The sequence below is a fragment of the Pseudogracilibacillus sp. SE30717A genome (assembly GCF_037071985.1).
Lineage (GTDB): Bacteria > Bacillota > Bacilli > Bacillales > Amphibacillaceae > Pseudogracilibacillus.
Genome location: NZ_JAXHDF010000004.1, coordinates 345,079 through 361,815, shown reverse-complemented (window position 1 = coordinate 361,815; position 16,737 = coordinate 345,079). Strand labels below are relative to the sequence as shown.

Below are 16,737 nucleotides of genomic sequence, written 5' to 3'. Positions count from 1 at the left end.
TTTATCTCCATACTTATATAGGCACACTTCATTCCATGGGCTCATATAATGGATGAGAATCTGATCATGAAAGGGGCACAAGAATGATGGAAGGTGAGCGTATTATTGAGCCATTATTGTATATTGATCAACCCAATTTCCAAAAACCAAAGGCATATATGCAGGAAAACTATGTTGGATTAACAATAGATCATGTAATTGAGAAGGAGAAAAATGTTGAAGAACCTATTCGAAAGGATCGCAATAGCTCTTTTAAACAACTGACTGTAAGTGAAAAGATTGATTATTTAGTGAATGTACCTAATGAGGTAGCTCAAATAAGGTGTGAGGTCGTATTAGAAGATAAGAATATAAGAGGAACCGTTATTGAAGAAGATAAAGAAGAAATAACGATGAAAGTCTTAGGACGGGAAAATAAGAAAATAAAGAAAGAAGACATAAAAAATATTTTATTACTTGGTTTTTAAAAAAACACCATCGAATCTTCACTCGATGGTGTCTTTCCTAGAGCTTTCATTCTTTGTATCTTTAAAAATAGCCCGGTTTTGTTAAAACGCAGAAATTGCTGGCAAACAAGTAACATGACAGAAGCAATTAACATCAACTGTTATACAAATACCTGTTGTTTTTAAATTCTTCGTGTGTTGTTCGATTGGACAGTGAGGGTTTGGGTTACTATCATTAGGATCTCTTAACAATTCTAAGACTGCACAGCAATCATTTGTTACGCTCTTGACTCTGAAATAAAAACTAGCTTTCACATTTCCTATATTTCTCGGGTGAGCCCCAAAACCTTTAAATGGTTTACATCCATCTCGACAATATAACAATACAGGTACTGTGTCTAAGCCATTTCGAACCTCTGTTTCACCCAACAAATCACTAATTGATTTTTCGCAACTCGTGTCACACTCAAGTTCAGTAATATCTCTTTGAGCTCGAGCAATATCCTTGAGGACATTACATACACAGCTTCCTGTCTTATGATCTGATCCACAACCCATGAAAATGTCTCCTTTCTTAAACATACTGACTTATTAAAGTCATTAATAGAGTATGTGAGAATGGGTGGGTTGTGTAGGCATTCATCAATGTTCTTAAATTTTTTTAGGTCATTCGCATATTATGAGCATGAGCAGATAACTATATATAATAAAACTTTTCAGAAAATAAGCATAATTTTTTTAGCAAGGGGTATATATGAGGTAGGAGGGATAGAGATGGGATATATTTTACCAGTAAATCATTATCCGTACCAAAATTATCAAAATCGTATGATAGAGTCAAAAAAAGGTCCTCATTATGTGGGTGCACCTTATAAAGTTAGATTTAATAAGTTGAAAGAAATGTATGATTTTAATGAGAAACCATTTTATAATCAGAGTAAAAAAGTAAAAAAAGAAAAGGAAGTCCCTTTTGAGGCTTATCATATAGCAGCAATGGAAAATGCTAAATTAGTTGGAAAAGGAACTAAATTTAATGTGCAGATATAAAATAAAAGTGTTAATCGGTGTCGCATACATGATTAACACTTTTATTATGAAATCAAATTAACTAATTTTATTCTCTAAATGTTTTTTCTTTATTTTAGTATACGGTAGTACAAATAATTTCTTTCCTTTTAAAAATTCTGCATAAAATACATCTTTGACATCAGTGAAGTTTTGATGATTCAATTCTTCTAACAACAATTGTTCTGAAATTCCTGCTTCTTTTAAGTTATCTTTAATCATTTCACCATCTGTGATGACCGTAATTGCTATATGCGATTCCGTTGGTACTACATTCAAGTCTTTTTTAGTAGGTGACTGATATTCGGCTTTTTTCAATACAGATAGTTCCCCATTTGTTTCTAAAACGGCATATTCAACTTCTTGCAAAGCAAACACATCTTTCATCCGAAGCATTTGTTGAAGTTCATTAATATCAATACGATTTTTCCTCATCTCTTCGTAAATAATATTACCTTCATGGATCACTAATGAAGGTTTTCCTTCTAAAATAAAACGAGAGCCCTTAAATTTTTGCGCAATCATTTCAATCGCATATAAGATAATTCCCCATAATAAAATTACATAACCGATTTCTAATATTCCTGCTTCTTTATCGAACAGAGCATTCCCAACTAATTCCCCCAAAACGACAGCAGCAATGAAATCAAAAGCGGTTAATTGTGAAATTTGCGTTTTTCCTAATATTTTCGTTAAAATAAATAAAGCTAAAACGCCAAATAAGGTCTCATATAACATTGTTAACATTTGATCCGTTCCCATACGAACACCCTTTCAAAAACATTAAAAGAAAATCGTTTGACTTTTATTTGAGTAATATGTTTAGAGTGTCGCATCAATAAAAAAATTATTCTTTAAAAATAAAATAGGAGTAAACCTTTAAAAAGTTTACTCCTATTGAAGATCCTTCATCATTGCAACATGCGGGATGCCGGCATCCATAAATTCATCTGAGATGACATAGTATCCTAATTTTTCATAGAATTCTTTTGCATGAGTTTGGGCGTGAAGTTTAGCTTTTTTATAGCCCTTTTTTACAATTTCATTTTCCATTCGTTCGATTATATTTTTCCCAATCGATTTTCCACGGTAAGGTTTTAAAACACATATACGTTCTAATTTTCCATAATCTTCAACAAATCGCAACCGGCTAGCACCAACCGCATTGCCTTCATCATAAGTAATAAAGTGAATTGCTTCATCTTCATAATCGTCAATTTCTTCTTCAATTGGTACTTGTTGTTCATCAACAAATACTATGTGACGAATACGATAAGCTGCTTCTTTTTCTTGTTCAGATTTTACAATTTCTATTTTCATCGTTACTCCTGTCCGAATACAAAAGTATCGTACACTGTCCATGACCCATTTTCTAGCTGGTAACAGAGTTGAAACCGATCTACTGTATCCTCAAATTGAACTTCTTTCATTCGTAAACTTCCATAAATATCGGAATACTCATCTTCCAATAAATGTTGAGCAATTGTAATATGTGGTACAAAAGGATGTACTGCTTCCACTGGAAATTTTCCAGTATGCATTTTATCATACAGCTCCGTCAATTCAGGAACTGTTTCTACTTTGAAATAAATCGTGTTCGTGACCGGGGCAAAAGATTTAACCTTTGTAATATTTATTGTGAAAGGCTTCGTTTCGTTTGCAATTTTTTTAAGTTCACCGACAAGAACGTCCCGTAAAGGAATGTCCATTTCAAAAGCAGATTTTAACGTTATATGTGGTGGAATGTTTGTATATTGTGGATCATATCGTTTTCGAAATGCATTAGCTTCATCTTGAATTTCTTTTGAAGGAAAGATCGCAATTCCATATTTCATTATAAAACCTCCAATTTAAATTTTTACGAAAAGAGATTTCTGAATCTGATTATGATCTATAGACAGTACTCAGCACCATTTAACAAATTTCTGTTTGATTTTAGCTTTCAGTATACCAAATAAAGTTTAATTACAAAAGGGTAAATTCTACTAATATTGGCTAAGATAACATCAATTTTAGTACATCGGGAATTTCTCTTTGCCAAAATTTCCAAGTATGATTACCTTGTTCAATTTCCTTGTATTGATACGAAGAAAACTTTTCAGCTAATATAGTAGATAATTGCTGGTTTGGTTTTAAAAAATCAACGTGTCCATCTCTTGTTGTAGGTACAGCAGTCTCTTGGCAACCAATGGAATGATAGATTTCAGTTCCATGCTTTCTTTCTACTTGATGAGTCGCATCAAGGACATGCTCATTTACAAGCGGAGACTGCATAATTACCTTGTTAAATACATTTGGATGACGTAAAGTTGTCAAGAAGGCGATCGTCCCTGCGAGTGAATCTCCCATTAGAGTTCTTACAGTACCGAGTGGATTAATTGGCAGGATTTCATCAAGTAATGGAACTGCTTCTTTAGCTAAAAATTGTATATAGGCTTCAAATTGTTCGCCCTCTGGATGATATTTTTTTAAACGATCGAATCGATCAATATAATGGATACCAACGAAAGTAGTATTCACAATTTCTTCTTCCTCATGCAAAGTGTCACTCACAGTTGCAACTCTTCCAAGTTGAAAATAATCGTCTCCATCTTGCATGATACATACATTATTTTCGTAAAGAGAATTAAATGTTTCAGGTTCATAAATTTTTAAAACCATCTCTTCCTTTAAAAATACACTATTAATTGTTTCATCATACATATTTCCCTTTCTTGCCATCTCTTACACCTCTTTATTTCTATGTTCACTGTATAACGTATAATAATTTCCTTGTTTTTTCATCAATTCGTCATGGGTTCCTTTTTCGACTATCATCCCATTCTCTAAAAGCACGATGACATCTGCTTGTTGAATTGTGTTCAGCCGGTGTGCAATAACAAAACTTGTGCGATTTTTCATTAAACGTTTCAATCCTTCTTGTATTTTTAATTCTGTGATCGTATCAATAGTACTAGTAGCTTCATCTAAAATTAAGATAGAGGGATTAGAAATCATCGCTCTTGCAATCGCTAAAAGTTGTTTTTGTCCTTGGCTAATACTGCTTCCATCTTGATCTAAAATAGTGTCATATCCATTAGGAAGCCGTTCAATAAAACGATGTGCATTTGCACGTTTTGCCGCTAATTCTACTTCTTTGTCTGTTGCATTAAGTCTACCGTAACGAATGTTTTCTCGTACGGTTGCATGAAATAGAAACGTATCCTGTAGTACAAAAGCCATTTGTGATCGGAGGCTCGAACGTTTAATATCTTTAAGTTCAAAACCATCAAGCAAAATTTCACCTTCATTGTAATTGTAAAATCGAGAAATTAGATTAACGATAGTCGTTTTTCCTGCCCCCGTATGACCGACAAAAGCAACAGTCTGACCAGGTTGTACCTCAAAATTTATATTCTTTAAAACTAGTGTATCGTCATAAGAAAATGATACATGATTAAAAGCAAAATGACCTTCAATATGACTCAGTTCTTGGGCAGATGCTTCATCACTTTCTTCTTTTTCCTCATCTAATACGGAGAAAACTCTTTCAGCTCCAGCTACAGCGGATAATAAAATATTAAATTGATTAGATAATTCATTGAGCGGTCTTGTGAATTGACGAGCATATTCAGTGAAAATAACGATTACTCCAACGGTAATATATCCTTTAATCGCTAATATTCCACCGAAAAGAGCGATAAGAGCAAAACTCAAAAAATTAAGTGTATTCATTACCTTTGGAATATATCCTGAAATAGTCTGTGCCCAAAAACCGGATAGTTGAAGTTGTTTATTACGTTCTTTAAACTCTCGAATGACTCGATCTTCTTGTGAAAAGGTTTTAACAATATGTTGTCCTGAAATAGTTTCTTCTACAAAACCGTTTAGTTCTCCTAAATCATCTTGTTGCAGTTTATACAAAGGACCAGTCCGTTTTGTAATCCAGTTCATAGCTAAAAATAACAATGGAATGATAGTCATCGTAATTCCAGTAAGAAGTGGACTTAAAATAAGCATAACAGTAACTGTTCCGATGAGTGTAATAACACTTGAAAAAATTTGGATAACAGATTGATTTAAGGTGTTATTGATATTGTCAATGTCATTTGTAACACGGCTCATCAACTCACCTTGCTGTCTTTTATCGAAAAAGGCAATGGAGAGCTTATGAAACTGCTCAAACAATTGTTTTCTTAGAGTAAAAACAGTATTTTGTGCAATTCCGATCATCCAATAATTTTGAAAAAAGATAGCCAAAGAGTAAGACGCATAAATGATAAGAAGAACAATAATTAAACTACTTAACCCGTCTGCTGACTTTGTTACAATAAAATCATCTATAGCCATTCCAACTAAATAAGGACCTAAAAGACCTAAAGTCGAACTTAATAAAACCATCAAAATGACGAGCAGTAATTTCCATTTTTCTTCTATTAAATACATACTAAGGCGTTTTATAGTTCCAGCCGTATTTTTCGCACGCTTTTCTTTTTTTGTTTGTAATCGTTCAAATGGAATTTTTTCATATTGAAACGGTTGTTTTAATTCGCTACTTGACATAAGGAAGCTCCTTTTCCATTTGTGATTCAACTATTTTTTGATAGAGTTCGGATTCTTCTAATAATTTATTATGTGTTCCAATTGCCAGAACAGTTCCTTCATCAAGCAGTATGATTCGGTCTGCACGTTTGGCAGTTGATATCTTTTGAGTAATGAGCAGCATGGAACAACGATACTTTTGTAAAGCGTTTAATAAATATGCTTCAGTTGTTAAATCAAGTGCACTTGTACTATCGTCAAACATCAAGATTTTAGGTCTACGAATTAGGGCTCTTGCAATCGACAGTCGCTGTTTCTGACCTCCAGATAAATTTACTCCTCTTTGCCCGACTATCGTATTATACTTATTTGGGAAAGAAATAATTGTTTCATGAATTTGCGCATCTTTTGCAGCTTGTTCTACTTCAAATTTAGTCGCTTCTTCTTTTCCAAATTTTATATTGTCAGCGATTGTTCCTGAAAATAGTAATGGATTTTGTGGGACGTAGCCAATACTTTGTCTCAGTTCTACGATCGGGTAGGTGCTTATTGGCTTATCATCGATATAGATCGTACCTGTATCTGGTTCGTATAATCTCGGAAGCAACTGAAACAAAGAAGTTTTTCCAGATCCTGTTGAGCCAATTAAAGCAATACTTTCTCCTGGTGAAATAGAGAAGGAAAGATCTTCTAATATAGGAGTTTTCTGATCAGGATACGTGAATGTTATATTATTAAATTCAATTTTTCCATCTGTAATTTGATCGTTATTATTCTTATCTTTTTCTTGAGCGTTTGGTTCATTCAGTATTTTTTCAATCCGTTCCGAAGAAGCTTTTGCACGTGAGAAAGCGAGTGCAAGAAACGTAAACATGGAGATAGCCATAACAGTTCGTAAAGCATAATTGACAATTGCAACTACATCTCCTACATTTGTTGTACCTGCGATAATTTGTTTATTTCCAATCCATAAAATAAAAACTAGACTTACGTTCATGACAAATAGTAAGATTGGCATGGAAGCTTCAACGAATCGAAAAGCGGTTTGAGTTTCTTCTGCCAATTTATTATTTGATAAAGTAAAACGTTTGTTTTCAAAATCACGGCGGACAAAAGCTTTTATAATACGCATACCTGCAATGTTTTCTTGAAGGACACGATTTACATAATCAACGCTTTCCTGAACTTTATTAAACATATCACTTCCTTTTAATAATACCCAATAAATAAATGCAATGAGAAGTGGAACAGTAATAAGAAAGATCATGGAAAGTTTAAAGTTCACTATAAAAGCCATGATAATACTACCTAAAACTAAGAGAGGGGCTCTCACCATAATTCTTAGAGCCATAAAAATAGTATTTTGGATTTGACGTACATCATTTGTAAATCTTGTAACGAGTGTAGATGTTGGATATAACCTCAATTTTTCAAAAGTAAAGTGTTGAATTTTAGTAAAAAGTTTTTCTCTGATGTTTAAAGCAAATGAAGCACTTACATGGGAAGAGAAATAAGAATTAATAATCCCACCGATAAAAGTAATAACTGTAACCGCCAACATAATACTTCCCCATAAAATAATAGTGTTTAGATTATTTTTCATAATACCTTCATTAATCATAATGCCTAGAAAGAAAGGGAAGAGAAGATCGGCGATTAGTTCCAAAAATGTTAACGTATAGGCAATAGTTATGGATAGTTTAAATGGTTTTAAAAAAGAAAGGATTGTTTTCACAGATATCCTCCAAACATTAAGAGATCAAGTATATTAATTATAATCATAAATAGAAGAGGAGTTCAATGAACTAGATTAAGAGAAAACATATATTCTTGATTCGATAAAAAGCATTCTGATAAAATTAATATAGGAATTGTACGGCTTTAGCAGTGGTATGTCATGCCATTACAAGTAAAGGTAGGAATGTAATATGAATAATAAAACTGATTTAAATCCTTTTACTGAAAAAGTAATAACAATTATTCAGTCAATTCCCGCTGGACGTGTGATGACGTATAGTCAAATTGCAAATGCTGCAGGGAAAAAGCGAGGGGCTCGGGAAGTTTCCTGGATTCTTCATTCAATGAGTCGAAATTATAATCTGCCATGGCATAGGGTGATTAACGCACAAGGTGAGATTACATATAAGGGAAGTGAACAACGGGAACTTTTAGCAATGGAAGGTGTTATATGTAATCGGAACGGAAAGATAGATCTAAGTAAATACCAGTGGAGTCCTTCGACATAAGTGATCTTTTTTTAAACACAATTTTATTTTGTTAAAAGAACCGCAAAGAATTTTTTCCATCTTTGCGGTTCCTATTTTTAAATAGGCTATTTTACTGCTTTGATTGATTCATTAATGATCGTAATCATATCTTCCATCTGTTCTTTTGTAATTGGGAATGGTGGTGCGAATGCGAGTGTGTCTTGACCGTTATATACGACAGAACGACAGATGAGTCCTTTCTTAAGAGCTTCTGAAACGACTTTAGGGCCAATCGGATCAGCTGATTTTGTCGCTTTCTCTAAACCAATTGCTCCTAGCAGACCTATACCTCGGACATTGTCAACGATCTCATTTTGATCTTTTATCCACTCAAATCCTTCTAGCATCTGTTTACCCATTACATTTACATGATCAATTAAGTTTTCATTTTTAATGATTTCTAGGTTTTTAAGTGCTACAGCTGCTGCCATTGGGTGACCACTATACGTATATCCATGCCAGAAGTTTCCTTCAGTTTTTTCGATGATTTCATTATGAAGCTTATCGGAAAGAATCATTCCTCCTAGTGGAGCGTATCCGCTCGTCACTCCTTTTGCCATCGTAATTATATCAGGGGTGACGCCAAAGCGTTCAATACCAAAGTTCGTACCTATACGACCAAATCCACAGATCACTTCGTCTGATATAAATAAAATGTCATTCTCATCACAAATTTTTCGAACTTCCTGAAAATAGCCCTCTGGTGGAAGGTTTACCCCACCTGAACCTTGGACAGGTTCGGAAATATACGCTGCAATTGTGTCAGCACCTTCTTTTGTAATAAGCTCTTTTAATGCTTCTACAGAACTATCCACATAATGAAAGTCTGGAGCGATGGAAGTAGTAAAGGTATGGAACTGTTCAATCCCAGTAGCACTTGTTGCTCCCATGGCTACACCATGATAGGAAAGTTTCCGCGAGATAATCTTCTTTTTTTCGGGCTTTCCTTTAATTTTCCAGTAATGACGCACTGTTTTAAATGCTGTATCATTCGATTCCGAACCACCAGAAGTAAAGAATGTTGCATTTAAATCTCCTGGTGTCCATTCTGCAATTTCAGCAGCTAGACGAATGACTGGTTCATGACTCCAATTACTGAAAGTAGAAGTAAATGCAAGTTTCTCCATCTGTTCTTTAGCTACTTCAGCAATTTCTTTACGTCCATGTCCAATGTTTACATTCCAAAGGGAAGAGAGACTATCCATTAATTTTCTTCCTTCAACATCTTTCAAGTAGATACCATCACCTTCAGTAAAGATGAAAGTTGGTCCATCCTCTTGTAATTGTTTCATATTGGATGTCGGGTGAATAAAATGTTTTTTATCTAACTCCGTTAATTCATTTACTACGTTCTGTTTTTGGGTGATCGACATGTTTACTCCTCCTAAAGATTTATTTTATATTTAAAATTTTTGAGCATTGGATTCGAGTAATTCAACGAAGCGGTCTCCCACTTCAGAAGTAGTTGCTTTTCCACCTAAGTCAGGGGTCAGATTATCTGTTTCCTCCAAAATATCTTTAATTGTATCGAGAATCAGTTGTCCCCATTTTTCTTCTTGGAAGAAATCCATCATTTGACTAACAGACCATAAAGCTGCTAATGGATTAGCAATTCCTTTTCCGGAAATGTCGGGTGCTGAACCATGTACAGGTTCAAACATGGAAGGAAATTTTCTTTCCGGATTGACATTTGCACCTGTAGCTAACCCCATACCACCTGTAATTGCTGCTCCAATATCGGTTAAAATATCACCAAAGAGATTGGAAGTAACGACGATCTCAAACCGTTCAGGATTGGAGACGAAATATAAGCTGGCTGCATCGACGAGATAGGAATATGTTTCAACATCCGGATATTCCTTACCGACTTCTTCAAATACTTCATCCCAGAAAACCATCGAATAATTTAGAGCGTTTCCTTTACTGATGCTTGTCAGTGACTTTTTCTGCTTGCGTGCTTCTTCATACGCATAACGGATAATACGTTCTGTTCCTTTACGTGAAAAAACTCCTGTTTGAAGTACAACTTCTTCTGGCTTTCCTTTATATAGCCAATCTCCAGCTCCCGCATATTCTCCCTCACTGTTTTCTCTGATGACGAGAAAATCAATATCTTTTTTTGTTTTATCTTTTAATGGAGTAAGCCTTTCGTTTAAAAGCGTAATTGGCCGGATGTTGACATATAAATCAAATTCTTTACGAATTCGCAAAAGAAGATCCCAAAGTGAGATATGATCAGGTACGCCAGGATAACCGACAGCCCCTAAATAAATCGCATCGAAAGCTTTTAATTTCTCTATTCCATCATCATCCATCATTTTTCCATGTTCTAGATAATACTCACAACCCCAAGGGAATTCTTCAAAAGAAAAAGAGAGTTTCGGATCCATTTTCTCAATAGCCTTTAATAGTTTGACACCTTCTGTGACTACTTCAGGTCCAATTCCGTCACCAGGGATGAGTGCGATTGATAGATTTTTCATATTTACCTCCAAAAAAATCTCGTAGTTTATTAGATTCCAATTGAAACATATTGCATTTCAAGGAAGTCATCAATACCTTGTTGACCACCCTCACGGCCAAGACCACTCTCTTTCATACCACCGAATGGCGCTTGTACTGCAGATGGTGCGCCATCATTCCAACCGATAATACCATAGTCCAATTTTTCAATTATATTTGTTCCTAGTGAGAGATTCTCTGTAAATACATAGGCAGCTAAACCGTAAGGAGTGTCATTGGCTAGTCTGATCGCTTCTTCAATCGTTTCAAACTTTTGAACAGGTGCAAGTGGCCCAAACGTTTCTTCCCTCATCATTAACATCTCTTCATTTGCATCTTTAATGATGGTTGGTTTATAGTAATTACCTTTTTCTTTAGGTTGCTCGCCACCTACTACGATGGTTGCACCATGCTTTACGGCATCTTCGACATGCTGGGCAACTTTCTCTACCCCAGCCTGATTAATTAATGGTCCAATATCGACGCCTTCTTCCATTCCATTTCCTACTTTAAGCTCTTTCACTCGAGTTGCAAAAGCATCGATGAATTGCTCATAGATTCCGGATTGGACATAAATTCGATTACCACAGACACATGTTTGGCCAGCATTTCGAAACTTAGAAGCAACGACCCCTTGAACCGTTTTATCAATATCCGCATCATTTAGTACAATAATTGGAGCGTGACCACCAAGCTCAAGACTTAGCTTCTTGATCGTGTCAGCACCTTGTTTCATCAGGATCTTTCCAACTTCCGTTGATCCAGTGAACGTAACTTTTCTTACCCGAGAGTCGGACAAGAATACATCGCCTATTTCACTAGAGGAACCGATAACAATATTAATGACACCTTTAGGAAACCCGGCTTCTTCAGCTAATTCTACAAGTTTAATTGCAGTTAAAGGGGTGTCACTGGAAGGTTTAATAACGACAGTACATCCTGCCGCTAAAGCCGGACCCATTTTTCGAGTTAACATAGCCGCTGGAAAATTCCACGGAGTGATCGCGGCAACTACACCGACAGGTTTTTTCCATACTTGAAGACGTTTGTTTTTATCATGTGTAGGAATCGTTTCTCCATAGATTCGTTTTGCCTGCTCTGCATACCATTCAATATAGTTTGCAGCATAATGGACTTCACCTCTCGCTTCTTTGAGCGGCTTGCCCATCTCTTTCGTCATTAATTCCGCTAATTCATCTTCATGGTCGATGATTAAGCCATAATATTTTTTTAATAGAGCAGCTCGTTCATAAGCAGTCGTATCAGACCATTCTTCAAAAGCTTTGTATGCCGCTTCCACTGCAGCCATTGCTTCTGCTTTACCACCTCTTGGTACTTCTGCTATACGTTCACCTGTAGCCGGATTATGAACAGCATTTTTTGATAAATTGTTTCCAGTCCATTTTCCATCAATGTACAATAAATTTTTCATAAATTACACCTCAACTTTATGAGTTTTTATTCATTCATCCTAAAAATTGTCCCTCAACATATTCGATATGAGTACGAATCTTTTCATCAACAACTACAGGGTCTTTCGTTAATAAAGCATCGAATAATTCCTTTTGCTCCTCATAAAAAGCTTCATGACTGGAATAATACTTATCCAGGTACAGAAGGAATGTTCTAATTTGTACTTGAATTGAGTCATATAATTTGATGACCCGCGAATTGCCGGATAAGTTAATAACATATTGGTGAAACTTCATATCGAGATCAAAGAGGTCGCTCCAAATTTGTTTTTCCGTTTTTTCCTTCATATCTTGTAAAATACGTTCTAAATCTTGAAATTGCTTTTCTCCCAATGATGGTAGCGCTTTAACAAAAGCGAAAGATTCAACGAGCGATCGCAACTCTATGATTTCTTGCCAATCTGCTTTTGAAAATTGCGAGACATATGTACCTTTCCGCGGCTTACTTACAACCATTTCTTCGTATTCAAGAATTTTAAGTGCATCTCTTATCGTATTTCTGCTTACATCGAACTTTTCGGAGAGTTCACTTTCGATCAATCTTTCTCCAAATTCAATCTCTCTTTTCCAAATACTTCTCCTAAGTTGGTCAGCAACAAGTTCACCTAATGATTCTTTTGCAATTAAACGGCTCATGTTACTACAACACTCCTTTCCACAATCTTCAAAGGAAATAAGGTCGATTGTCGACACTTTTCTTAAGTATAGATTGTATTTTGTAACATGTCAATTACCACATATTGCAAAAAACGGAGGAGTTAAATTAGAAAAAATCATCCTTACAACTATTGAATAACCGATCGAACGATTTCTTTATTGATTAAATTTGGTGGAGTGTCTCCATTTAAACCAGCAATTAGATTTTCAGCTGCCAGTAAGGACATTGCCAATTCATTTTCCTTCGTAGCTGCACCAATATGAGGGAGTGTTATCAGGTTCTCTAACTTTAATAAAGGATGATTAGGATTTACTGGTTCTGTTTCAAACACGTCGATTGCAGCTCTTAAAATTTCTTTATTAATTAATGCATTGTACAATGCCTTTTCATCAATATTTTTACCACGAGATCCATTAATAAAAATAGCGGTTTCCTTCATCAACTTAAATTCCTTTTCACCTATCATTCGTTCGGTTTCAGGGAGAAGGGGAACCATGAGTACGACAAAGTCTGCTTGAACTAAAAGATCTTGTAGATTGCAGAAAGTAGCATTATAGTCCTTTTCAACTGCTTTTTTACGTGAACGATTATAGTACAAGACATCCATATCAAATCCAAAATAACAACGTTTTGCGATTGCTTGTCCAATACTGCCCATCCCTATAATCCCAACTGTTTTATGATGAAGATCCGTCCCAAAATGTTCAAGTTGTAAATATTCTTTCCATTCTCCTTTTTTTACAAATTGATCTAGTTCAGGAATTCTTCTGGCAGTAGCTAACATCATACCGAGAACAGCATCTGCTACTGTATCTGTTAGAACGCCAGGAGTATTGGTTGCCATCACATTTCGTTCTGTCATTACTTCAATGTCCAAATTATCATATCCAACAGAAACATTAGAAACGATTTGTAAATTTGGTGCTAAATCTAATAGCTCTTTAGTTACGTTTAATTCAAGACCAATAATGCCTTTTGCTTCTTGAAGTGCTTTTCTAAAGGATGGATTATCGATATATTCATAGTTTTGAAAGTATTCTACATCATATGTCTGTTGTAATTTTCTTCTAACAGCCTCTGAAACTCTTGTATAGGCAATTATTTTTTCCATATCTTAACTCCTTTCTTGTTAAATAAATGATTGCATTAAAGATGACATCAATTTTTCTATTTGTCAACACTCCCTTGATAGATTTCAAGGGTAAATGACAGAATTAATTTAATTTTAAAATGATGTTGACAATTAAAAAATCTTCGTTTATTATGGAGTGCAAACATGTGGACTGTCGACAATCGATCAAATGATTACGCTTTCACTATTTGGAAGTAAAGGATTATTTAAGGGGAGGAAAAGAGTTATATGGATTTACATAAAAAAATTAAAGAAAATATTTCTAATAAAAAAGATGAATATGTTCAATTTTTGCAAAAGGTTATTCAACAGCCTAGTACTACAGGAAATGAGTTAGAGGCTCAAACGCTTGTTGCCGACCGATTAAGAGAAAAAGGGTTGGATGTGGATGTGTGGATACCTGATTATGATGAGTTAACAAAAAGTAAATATTTTAATCCACGACGTGACAACTATGAAAATAGCCCTAATGTAGTAGGAGTTTTAAAAGGGAAAGAAGCAGGACGTTCTCTTATTTTAAACGGGCATATTGATGTTGTTCCTGCTGGAGATAAAAGTTTGTGGACTAATGATCCATATTCTGGAGAGGTGATAGACGGAAAGTTATATGGTAGAGGAACGACAGACATGAAGGGAGGAAATATGGCGACTCTAATCGCTCTAGAGACAGTCATTGATCTAGGGGTTGAATTAAAAGGAGATGTGATTTATGAAAGCGTTATCGAGGAAGAAACTGGTGGTGCTGGTACATTAGCGGCAATTCAAAGAGGATATAAAGCCGATGTAGCCATCATCCCTGAACCAAGTGAAATGCGCATTTTTCCTAAACAACAAGGCTCGCTTTGGTTTAAAGTCACAGTAAAAGGAATATCCGCTCATGGTGGGACAAGGTACGAAGGTGTCAGCGCCCTAGAAAAAGGCTGGATTGTTTTTCGGGAAATTATGGATTTAGAAGAAAAAAGAAATGAACCTTTACGAAAAGACCCGTTGTACAAAGATAATCCAATTCCTATTCCGATTAATATTGGTCAATTTAATGGAGGTATCTTTCCTTCCTCAGTTGCTGAAGAAGCTACAATTCAGGGGCGTTACGGTGTAGCGCCGGGAGAAACAATAGAAGAGGCAAAGGAAGAGTTTTTGGCCATGTTAGACAATTTAAAAAAGATTGATGATTGGTTTGAAACGTATCCAGCGACGGTTGAGTGGGGTGGAATTCACCTTCCGCCGGGAGGTTGTGAACTTGATCATCCGATGCTTGAGATTTTGAAAAAGAAATTCGTTGAAGTCGAACAAGAAGAGCCTATTATCGCCGGGTCGACATGGGGAACAGACGGGGGACTACTTACAGAAGCCGGAGGAATTCCGTCGATTGTTTTTGGACCTGGAACAACAAGTATGGCTCATTTTACAGATGAATATGTTGAACTGGATAAACTATTTAAAACTGCTGAAATCATTACATTGGCGATTATTGAATGGTGTGAAATTGCATCGATTAAAAAATAAAGGGTTACATAAAGGAGATTAAATTAATGAAAAAAGTATATCAACTACTTGGTTTTATTTTATTAATGATGTTAATCAGTGCATGTACATTAGGAGCGACAAGTGAAAAGAAAACGGAAGAAGACTCTGTGGAAGCAAATGAACAAAAAGGATCTGGCGAATATATAGTTGGGATTACATATACGACACCAGAAACTGGGTCCACTCATATGGGAATGGAAAAATTTAAAGAGTTGGCAGAGGAAAAAACGAATGGAGAGGTCGTTGTTGAATTATATCCGAGTGGACAATTATATGCATCAGAACGTGAAGCGATTGAGGCAGTACAAGCAGGAAATATTGAAATGACTGTAGCTGCATCCGCACCAGTTGCAGGTTTTGATAAACGATTTTTAGCACTGGATTTACCGTTTATTTTCCCTGATCATGATACAGCATATGAAGCATTAGATGGTGAATTAGGTCAAACATTATTAGATGGTTTACCGGAGATTGGATTAGTCGGACTAGCTTATGGTGAAACTGGTATGCGCCAGTTATCTAATAGTAAGCGTCCAATTGAATCTCCAGAAGATTTAGCTGGACTTAAAATAAGAACGATGGAAAATGAGGTTCATATCGATACATTTAACGAGTATGGATCTAACGCATCTCCTTTTGCATTCGGTGAGCTATATAGTGCTTTACAGCAAAATATATATGATGGTATGGAAAACCCTATTAATTTAGTAGATCAAATGAAATTTTACGAGGTACAAGATTATTTAACCATTTCGAATCATGCCTATACAGCTACGGTTGGTTTCATGAATGCAGATTTTTTCAATAGTTTACCAGAGGATCTTCAAGAGAAGTTAAAAGAAGCGGCTCTCGAAGCAATGGATTATCAACGAGAGATTGCTAGGCAGCAAGATGAAGACGGTCTGGAAGTAATTAAAGAACATATGGAAATAAATGAGCTTACAGATGAACAAAAACAACAATTCATCGATTCTGCAGCACCAATCTTTGAAAAATATGAAGATGATATTGGAACAGAGTTAATGGAATTAGCACGTTCCTATTCAAAATAATAATTTAAGGAAGAAAAGAGTGGTTTGATTGATGAAGTGTAGAAGAAGTATCTACAAGTTCAATCAAACCTATCTTTTTAGAACGGTAAAAGTGA

Annotated in this window: 17 protein-coding genes; 5 read left to right on the top strand and 12 right to left on the bottom strand. The window is 35.3% G+C overall.

The features are described 5' to 3' along the window. Nucleotides 1-83: 83 nt before the first annotated feature. Nucleotides 84-467, top strand: a complete 384-nt coding sequence (locus tag SPD48_RS08765; RefSeq protein WP_336257714.1) for a CotO family spore coat protein — start codon at nt 84-86, stop codon at nt 465-467. Nucleotides 468-548: 81 nt separating this feature from the next. On the opposite strand, the gene SPD48_RS08760 is transcribed toward SPD48_RS08765, so the two are convergent. Further along, nucleotides 549-1,004, bottom strand: coding sequence for a CotY/CotZ family spore coat protein (locus SPD48_RS08760; protein WP_336257713.1), 456 nt, complete (start codon nt 1,002-1,004; stop codon nt 549-551). Between the two features lie 216 nt (nt 1,005-1,220). Between SPD48_RS08760 and SPD48_RS08755 the strand changes: the two genes are divergently transcribed. Then, complete coding sequence (locus SPD48_RS08755; protein WP_336257712.1) at nt 1,221-1,493, top strand: hypothetical protein; 273 nt, start codon at nt 1,221-1,223, stop codon at nt 1,491-1,493. 57 nt (nt 1,494-1,550) lie between these two features. Here SPD48_RS08755 and SPD48_RS08750 read toward each other — a convergent pair whose 3' ends face one another. The 6 genes from SPD48_RS08750 to SPD48_RS08725 form a co-directional block, all read right to left on the bottom strand. Next, nucleotides 1,551-2,273 (bottom strand): DUF421 domain-containing protein, encoded by a 723-nt coding sequence (locus SPD48_RS08750; protein ID WP_336257711.1) that lies wholly within the window; start codon nt 2,271-2,273, stop codon nt 1,551-1,553. 132 nt (nt 2,274-2,405) lie between these two features. Continuing rightward, nucleotides 2,406-2,831 (bottom strand): GNAT family N-acetyltransferase, encoded by a 426-nt coding sequence (locus tag SPD48_RS08745; RefSeq protein ID WP_336257710.1) that lies wholly within the window; start codon nt 2,829-2,831, stop codon nt 2,406-2,408. Nucleotides 2,832-2,833: 2 nt separating this feature from the next. Further along, nucleotides 2,834-3,346, bottom strand: coding sequence for a YjcG family protein (locus SPD48_RS08740; RefSeq protein ID WP_336257709.1), 513 nt, complete (start codon nt 3,344-3,346; stop codon nt 2,834-2,836). A gap of 160 nt (nt 3,347-3,506) precedes the next feature. Further along, a complete protein-coding gene (locus SPD48_RS08735) occupies nt 3,507-4,232 on the bottom strand; it encodes an alpha/beta hydrolase (RefSeq protein ID WP_336257708.1) in 726 nt (241 codons plus the stop codon). Between the two features lie 3 nt (nt 4,233-4,235). Then, nucleotides 4,236-6,053 (bottom strand): ABC transporter ATP-binding protein, encoded by a 1,818-nt coding sequence (locus SPD48_RS08730; protein WP_336257707.1) that lies wholly within the window; start codon nt 6,051-6,053, stop codon nt 4,236-4,238. Further along, the gene (locus SPD48_RS08725; protein ID WP_336257706.1) at nt 6,043-7,767 is read right to left on the bottom strand and encodes an ABC transporter ATP-binding protein; all 1,725 of its coding nucleotides are present in this window, start codon (nt 7,765-7,767) and stop codon (nt 6,043-6,045) included. Before SPD48_RS08725 ends, SPD48_RS08730 begins: the two co-directional genes overlap by 11 nt. A gap of 193 nt (nt 7,768-7,960) precedes the next feature. Here SPD48_RS08725 and SPD48_RS08720 point away from each other — a divergent pair, with 193 nt between their 5' ends. Continuing rightward, nucleotides 7,961-8,278 (top strand): MGMT family protein, encoded by a 318-nt coding sequence (locus SPD48_RS08720; RefSeq protein ID WP_336257705.1) that lies wholly within the window; start codon nt 7,961-7,963, stop codon nt 8,276-8,278. Between the two features lie 86 nt (nt 8,279-8,364). On the opposite strand, the gene SPD48_RS08715 is transcribed toward SPD48_RS08720, so the two are convergent. The 5 genes from SPD48_RS08715 to SPD48_RS08695 all read right to left on the bottom strand — a co-directional run bounded on the left by SPD48_RS08715 (nt 8,365) and on the right by SPD48_RS08695 (nt 14,042). After that, nucleotides 8,365-9,666, bottom strand: a complete 1,302-nt coding sequence (locus SPD48_RS08715) for an aminotransferase family protein (protein ID WP_442962135.1) — start codon at nt 9,664-9,666, stop codon at nt 8,365-8,367. A gap of 36 nt (nt 9,667-9,702) precedes the next feature. Further along, nucleotides 9,703-10,782, bottom strand: coding sequence for a tartrate dehydrogenase (locus tag SPD48_RS08710; protein ID WP_336257703.1), 1,080 nt, complete (start codon nt 10,780-10,782; stop codon nt 9,703-9,705). 29 nt (nt 10,783-10,811) lie between these two features. Further along, nucleotides 10,812-12,233 carry an NAD-dependent succinate-semialdehyde dehydrogenase gene (locus SPD48_RS08705; RefSeq protein WP_336257702.1) on the bottom strand — a complete coding sequence of 474 codons (1,422 nt, stop codon included), beginning with the start codon at nt 12,231-12,233 and terminating at the stop codon, nt 10,812-10,814. A 34-nt stretch (nt 12,234-12,267) separates the two neighbouring features. Continuing rightward, entirely contained in the window at nt 12,268-12,909 is a 642-nt protein-coding gene (locus SPD48_RS08700; RefSeq protein ID WP_336257701.1) for a GntR family transcriptional regulator, read from the bottom strand. Nucleotides 12,910-13,058: 149 nt separating this feature from the next. Then, on the bottom strand, nt 13,059-14,042 hold the full coding sequence (locus SPD48_RS08695) for a 2-hydroxyacid dehydrogenase (protein WP_336257700.1): 984 nt from the start codon (nt 14,040-14,042) through the stop codon (nt 13,059-13,061). 249 nt (nt 14,043-14,291) lie between these two features. Here SPD48_RS08695 and SPD48_RS08690 point away from each other — a divergent pair, with 249 nt between their 5' ends. Together SPD48_RS08690 and SPD48_RS08685 are read left to right on the top strand one after the other, a co-directional pair. After that, nucleotides 14,292-15,569: a peptidase gene (locus SPD48_RS08690; RefSeq protein ID WP_336257699.1), complete on the top strand. Its 1,278-nt coding sequence runs from the start codon at nt 14,292-14,294 to the stop codon at nt 15,567-15,569. Nucleotides 15,570-15,595: 26 nt separating this feature from the next. Continuing rightward, on the top strand, nt 15,596-16,642 hold the full coding sequence (locus SPD48_RS08685; protein ID WP_336257698.1) for a DctP family TRAP transporter solute-binding subunit: 1,047 nt from the start codon (nt 15,596-15,598) through the stop codon (nt 16,640-16,642). The last annotated feature ends 95 nt before the right edge of the window (nt 16,643-16,737 follow it).

Excerpts from the sequence above, each read along its gene's own strand:
- SPD48_RS08765 (WP_336257714.1), top strand. The coding sequence starts at position 84 with ATGATGGAAGGTGAGCGTATTATTGAGCCATTATTGTATATTGATCAA.
- SPD48_RS08760 (WP_336257713.1), bottom strand. The coding sequence starts at position 1,004 with ATGGGTTGTGGATCAGATCATAAGACAGGAAGCTGTGTATGTAATGTC.
- SPD48_RS08755 (WP_336257712.1), top strand. The coding sequence starts at position 1,221 with ATGGGATATATTTTACCAGTAAATCATTATCCGTACCAAAATTATCAA.
- SPD48_RS08750 (WP_336257711.1), bottom strand. The coding sequence starts at position 2,273 with ATGGGAACGGATCAAATGTTAACAATGTTATATGAGACCTTATTTGGC.
- SPD48_RS08745 (WP_336257710.1), bottom strand. The coding sequence starts at position 2,831 with ATGAAAATAGAAATTGTAAAATCTGAACAAGAAAAAGAAGCAGCTTAT.
- SPD48_RS08740 (WP_336257709.1), bottom strand. The coding sequence starts at position 3,346 with ATGAAATATGGAATTGCGATCTTTCCTTCAAAAGAAATTCAAGATGAA.
- SPD48_RS08735 (WP_336257708.1), bottom strand. The coding sequence starts at position 4,232 with ATGGCAAGAAAGGGAAATATGTATGATGAAACAATTAATAGTGTATTT.
- SPD48_RS08730 (WP_336257707.1), bottom strand. The coding sequence starts at position 6,053 with ATGTCAAGTAGCGAATTAAAACAACCGTTTCAATATGAAAAAATTCCA.
- SPD48_RS08720 (WP_336257705.1), top strand. The coding sequence starts at position 7,961 with ATGAATAATAAAACTGATTTAAATCCTTTTACTGAAAAAGTAATAACA.
- SPD48_RS08710 (WP_336257703.1), bottom strand. The coding sequence starts at position 10,782 with ATGAAAAATCTATCAATCGCACTCATCCCTGGTGACGGAATTGGACCT.
- SPD48_RS08705 (WP_336257702.1), bottom strand. The coding sequence starts at position 12,233 with ATGAAAAATTTATTGTACATTGATGGAAAATGGACTGGAAACAATTTA.
- SPD48_RS08700 (WP_336257701.1), bottom strand. The coding sequence starts at position 12,909 with ATGAGCCGTTTAATTGCAAAAGAATCATTAGGTGAACTTGTTGCTGAC.
- SPD48_RS08695 (WP_336257700.1), bottom strand. The coding sequence starts at position 14,042 with ATGGAAAAAATAATTGCCTATACAAGAGTTTCAGAGGCTGTTAGAAGA.
- SPD48_RS08690 (WP_336257699.1), top strand. The coding sequence starts at position 14,292 with ATGGATTTACATAAAAAAATTAAAGAAAATATTTCTAATAAAAAAGAT.
- SPD48_RS08685 (WP_336257698.1), top strand. The coding sequence starts at position 15,596 with ATGAAAAAAGTATATCAACTACTTGGTTTTATTTTATTAATGATGTTA.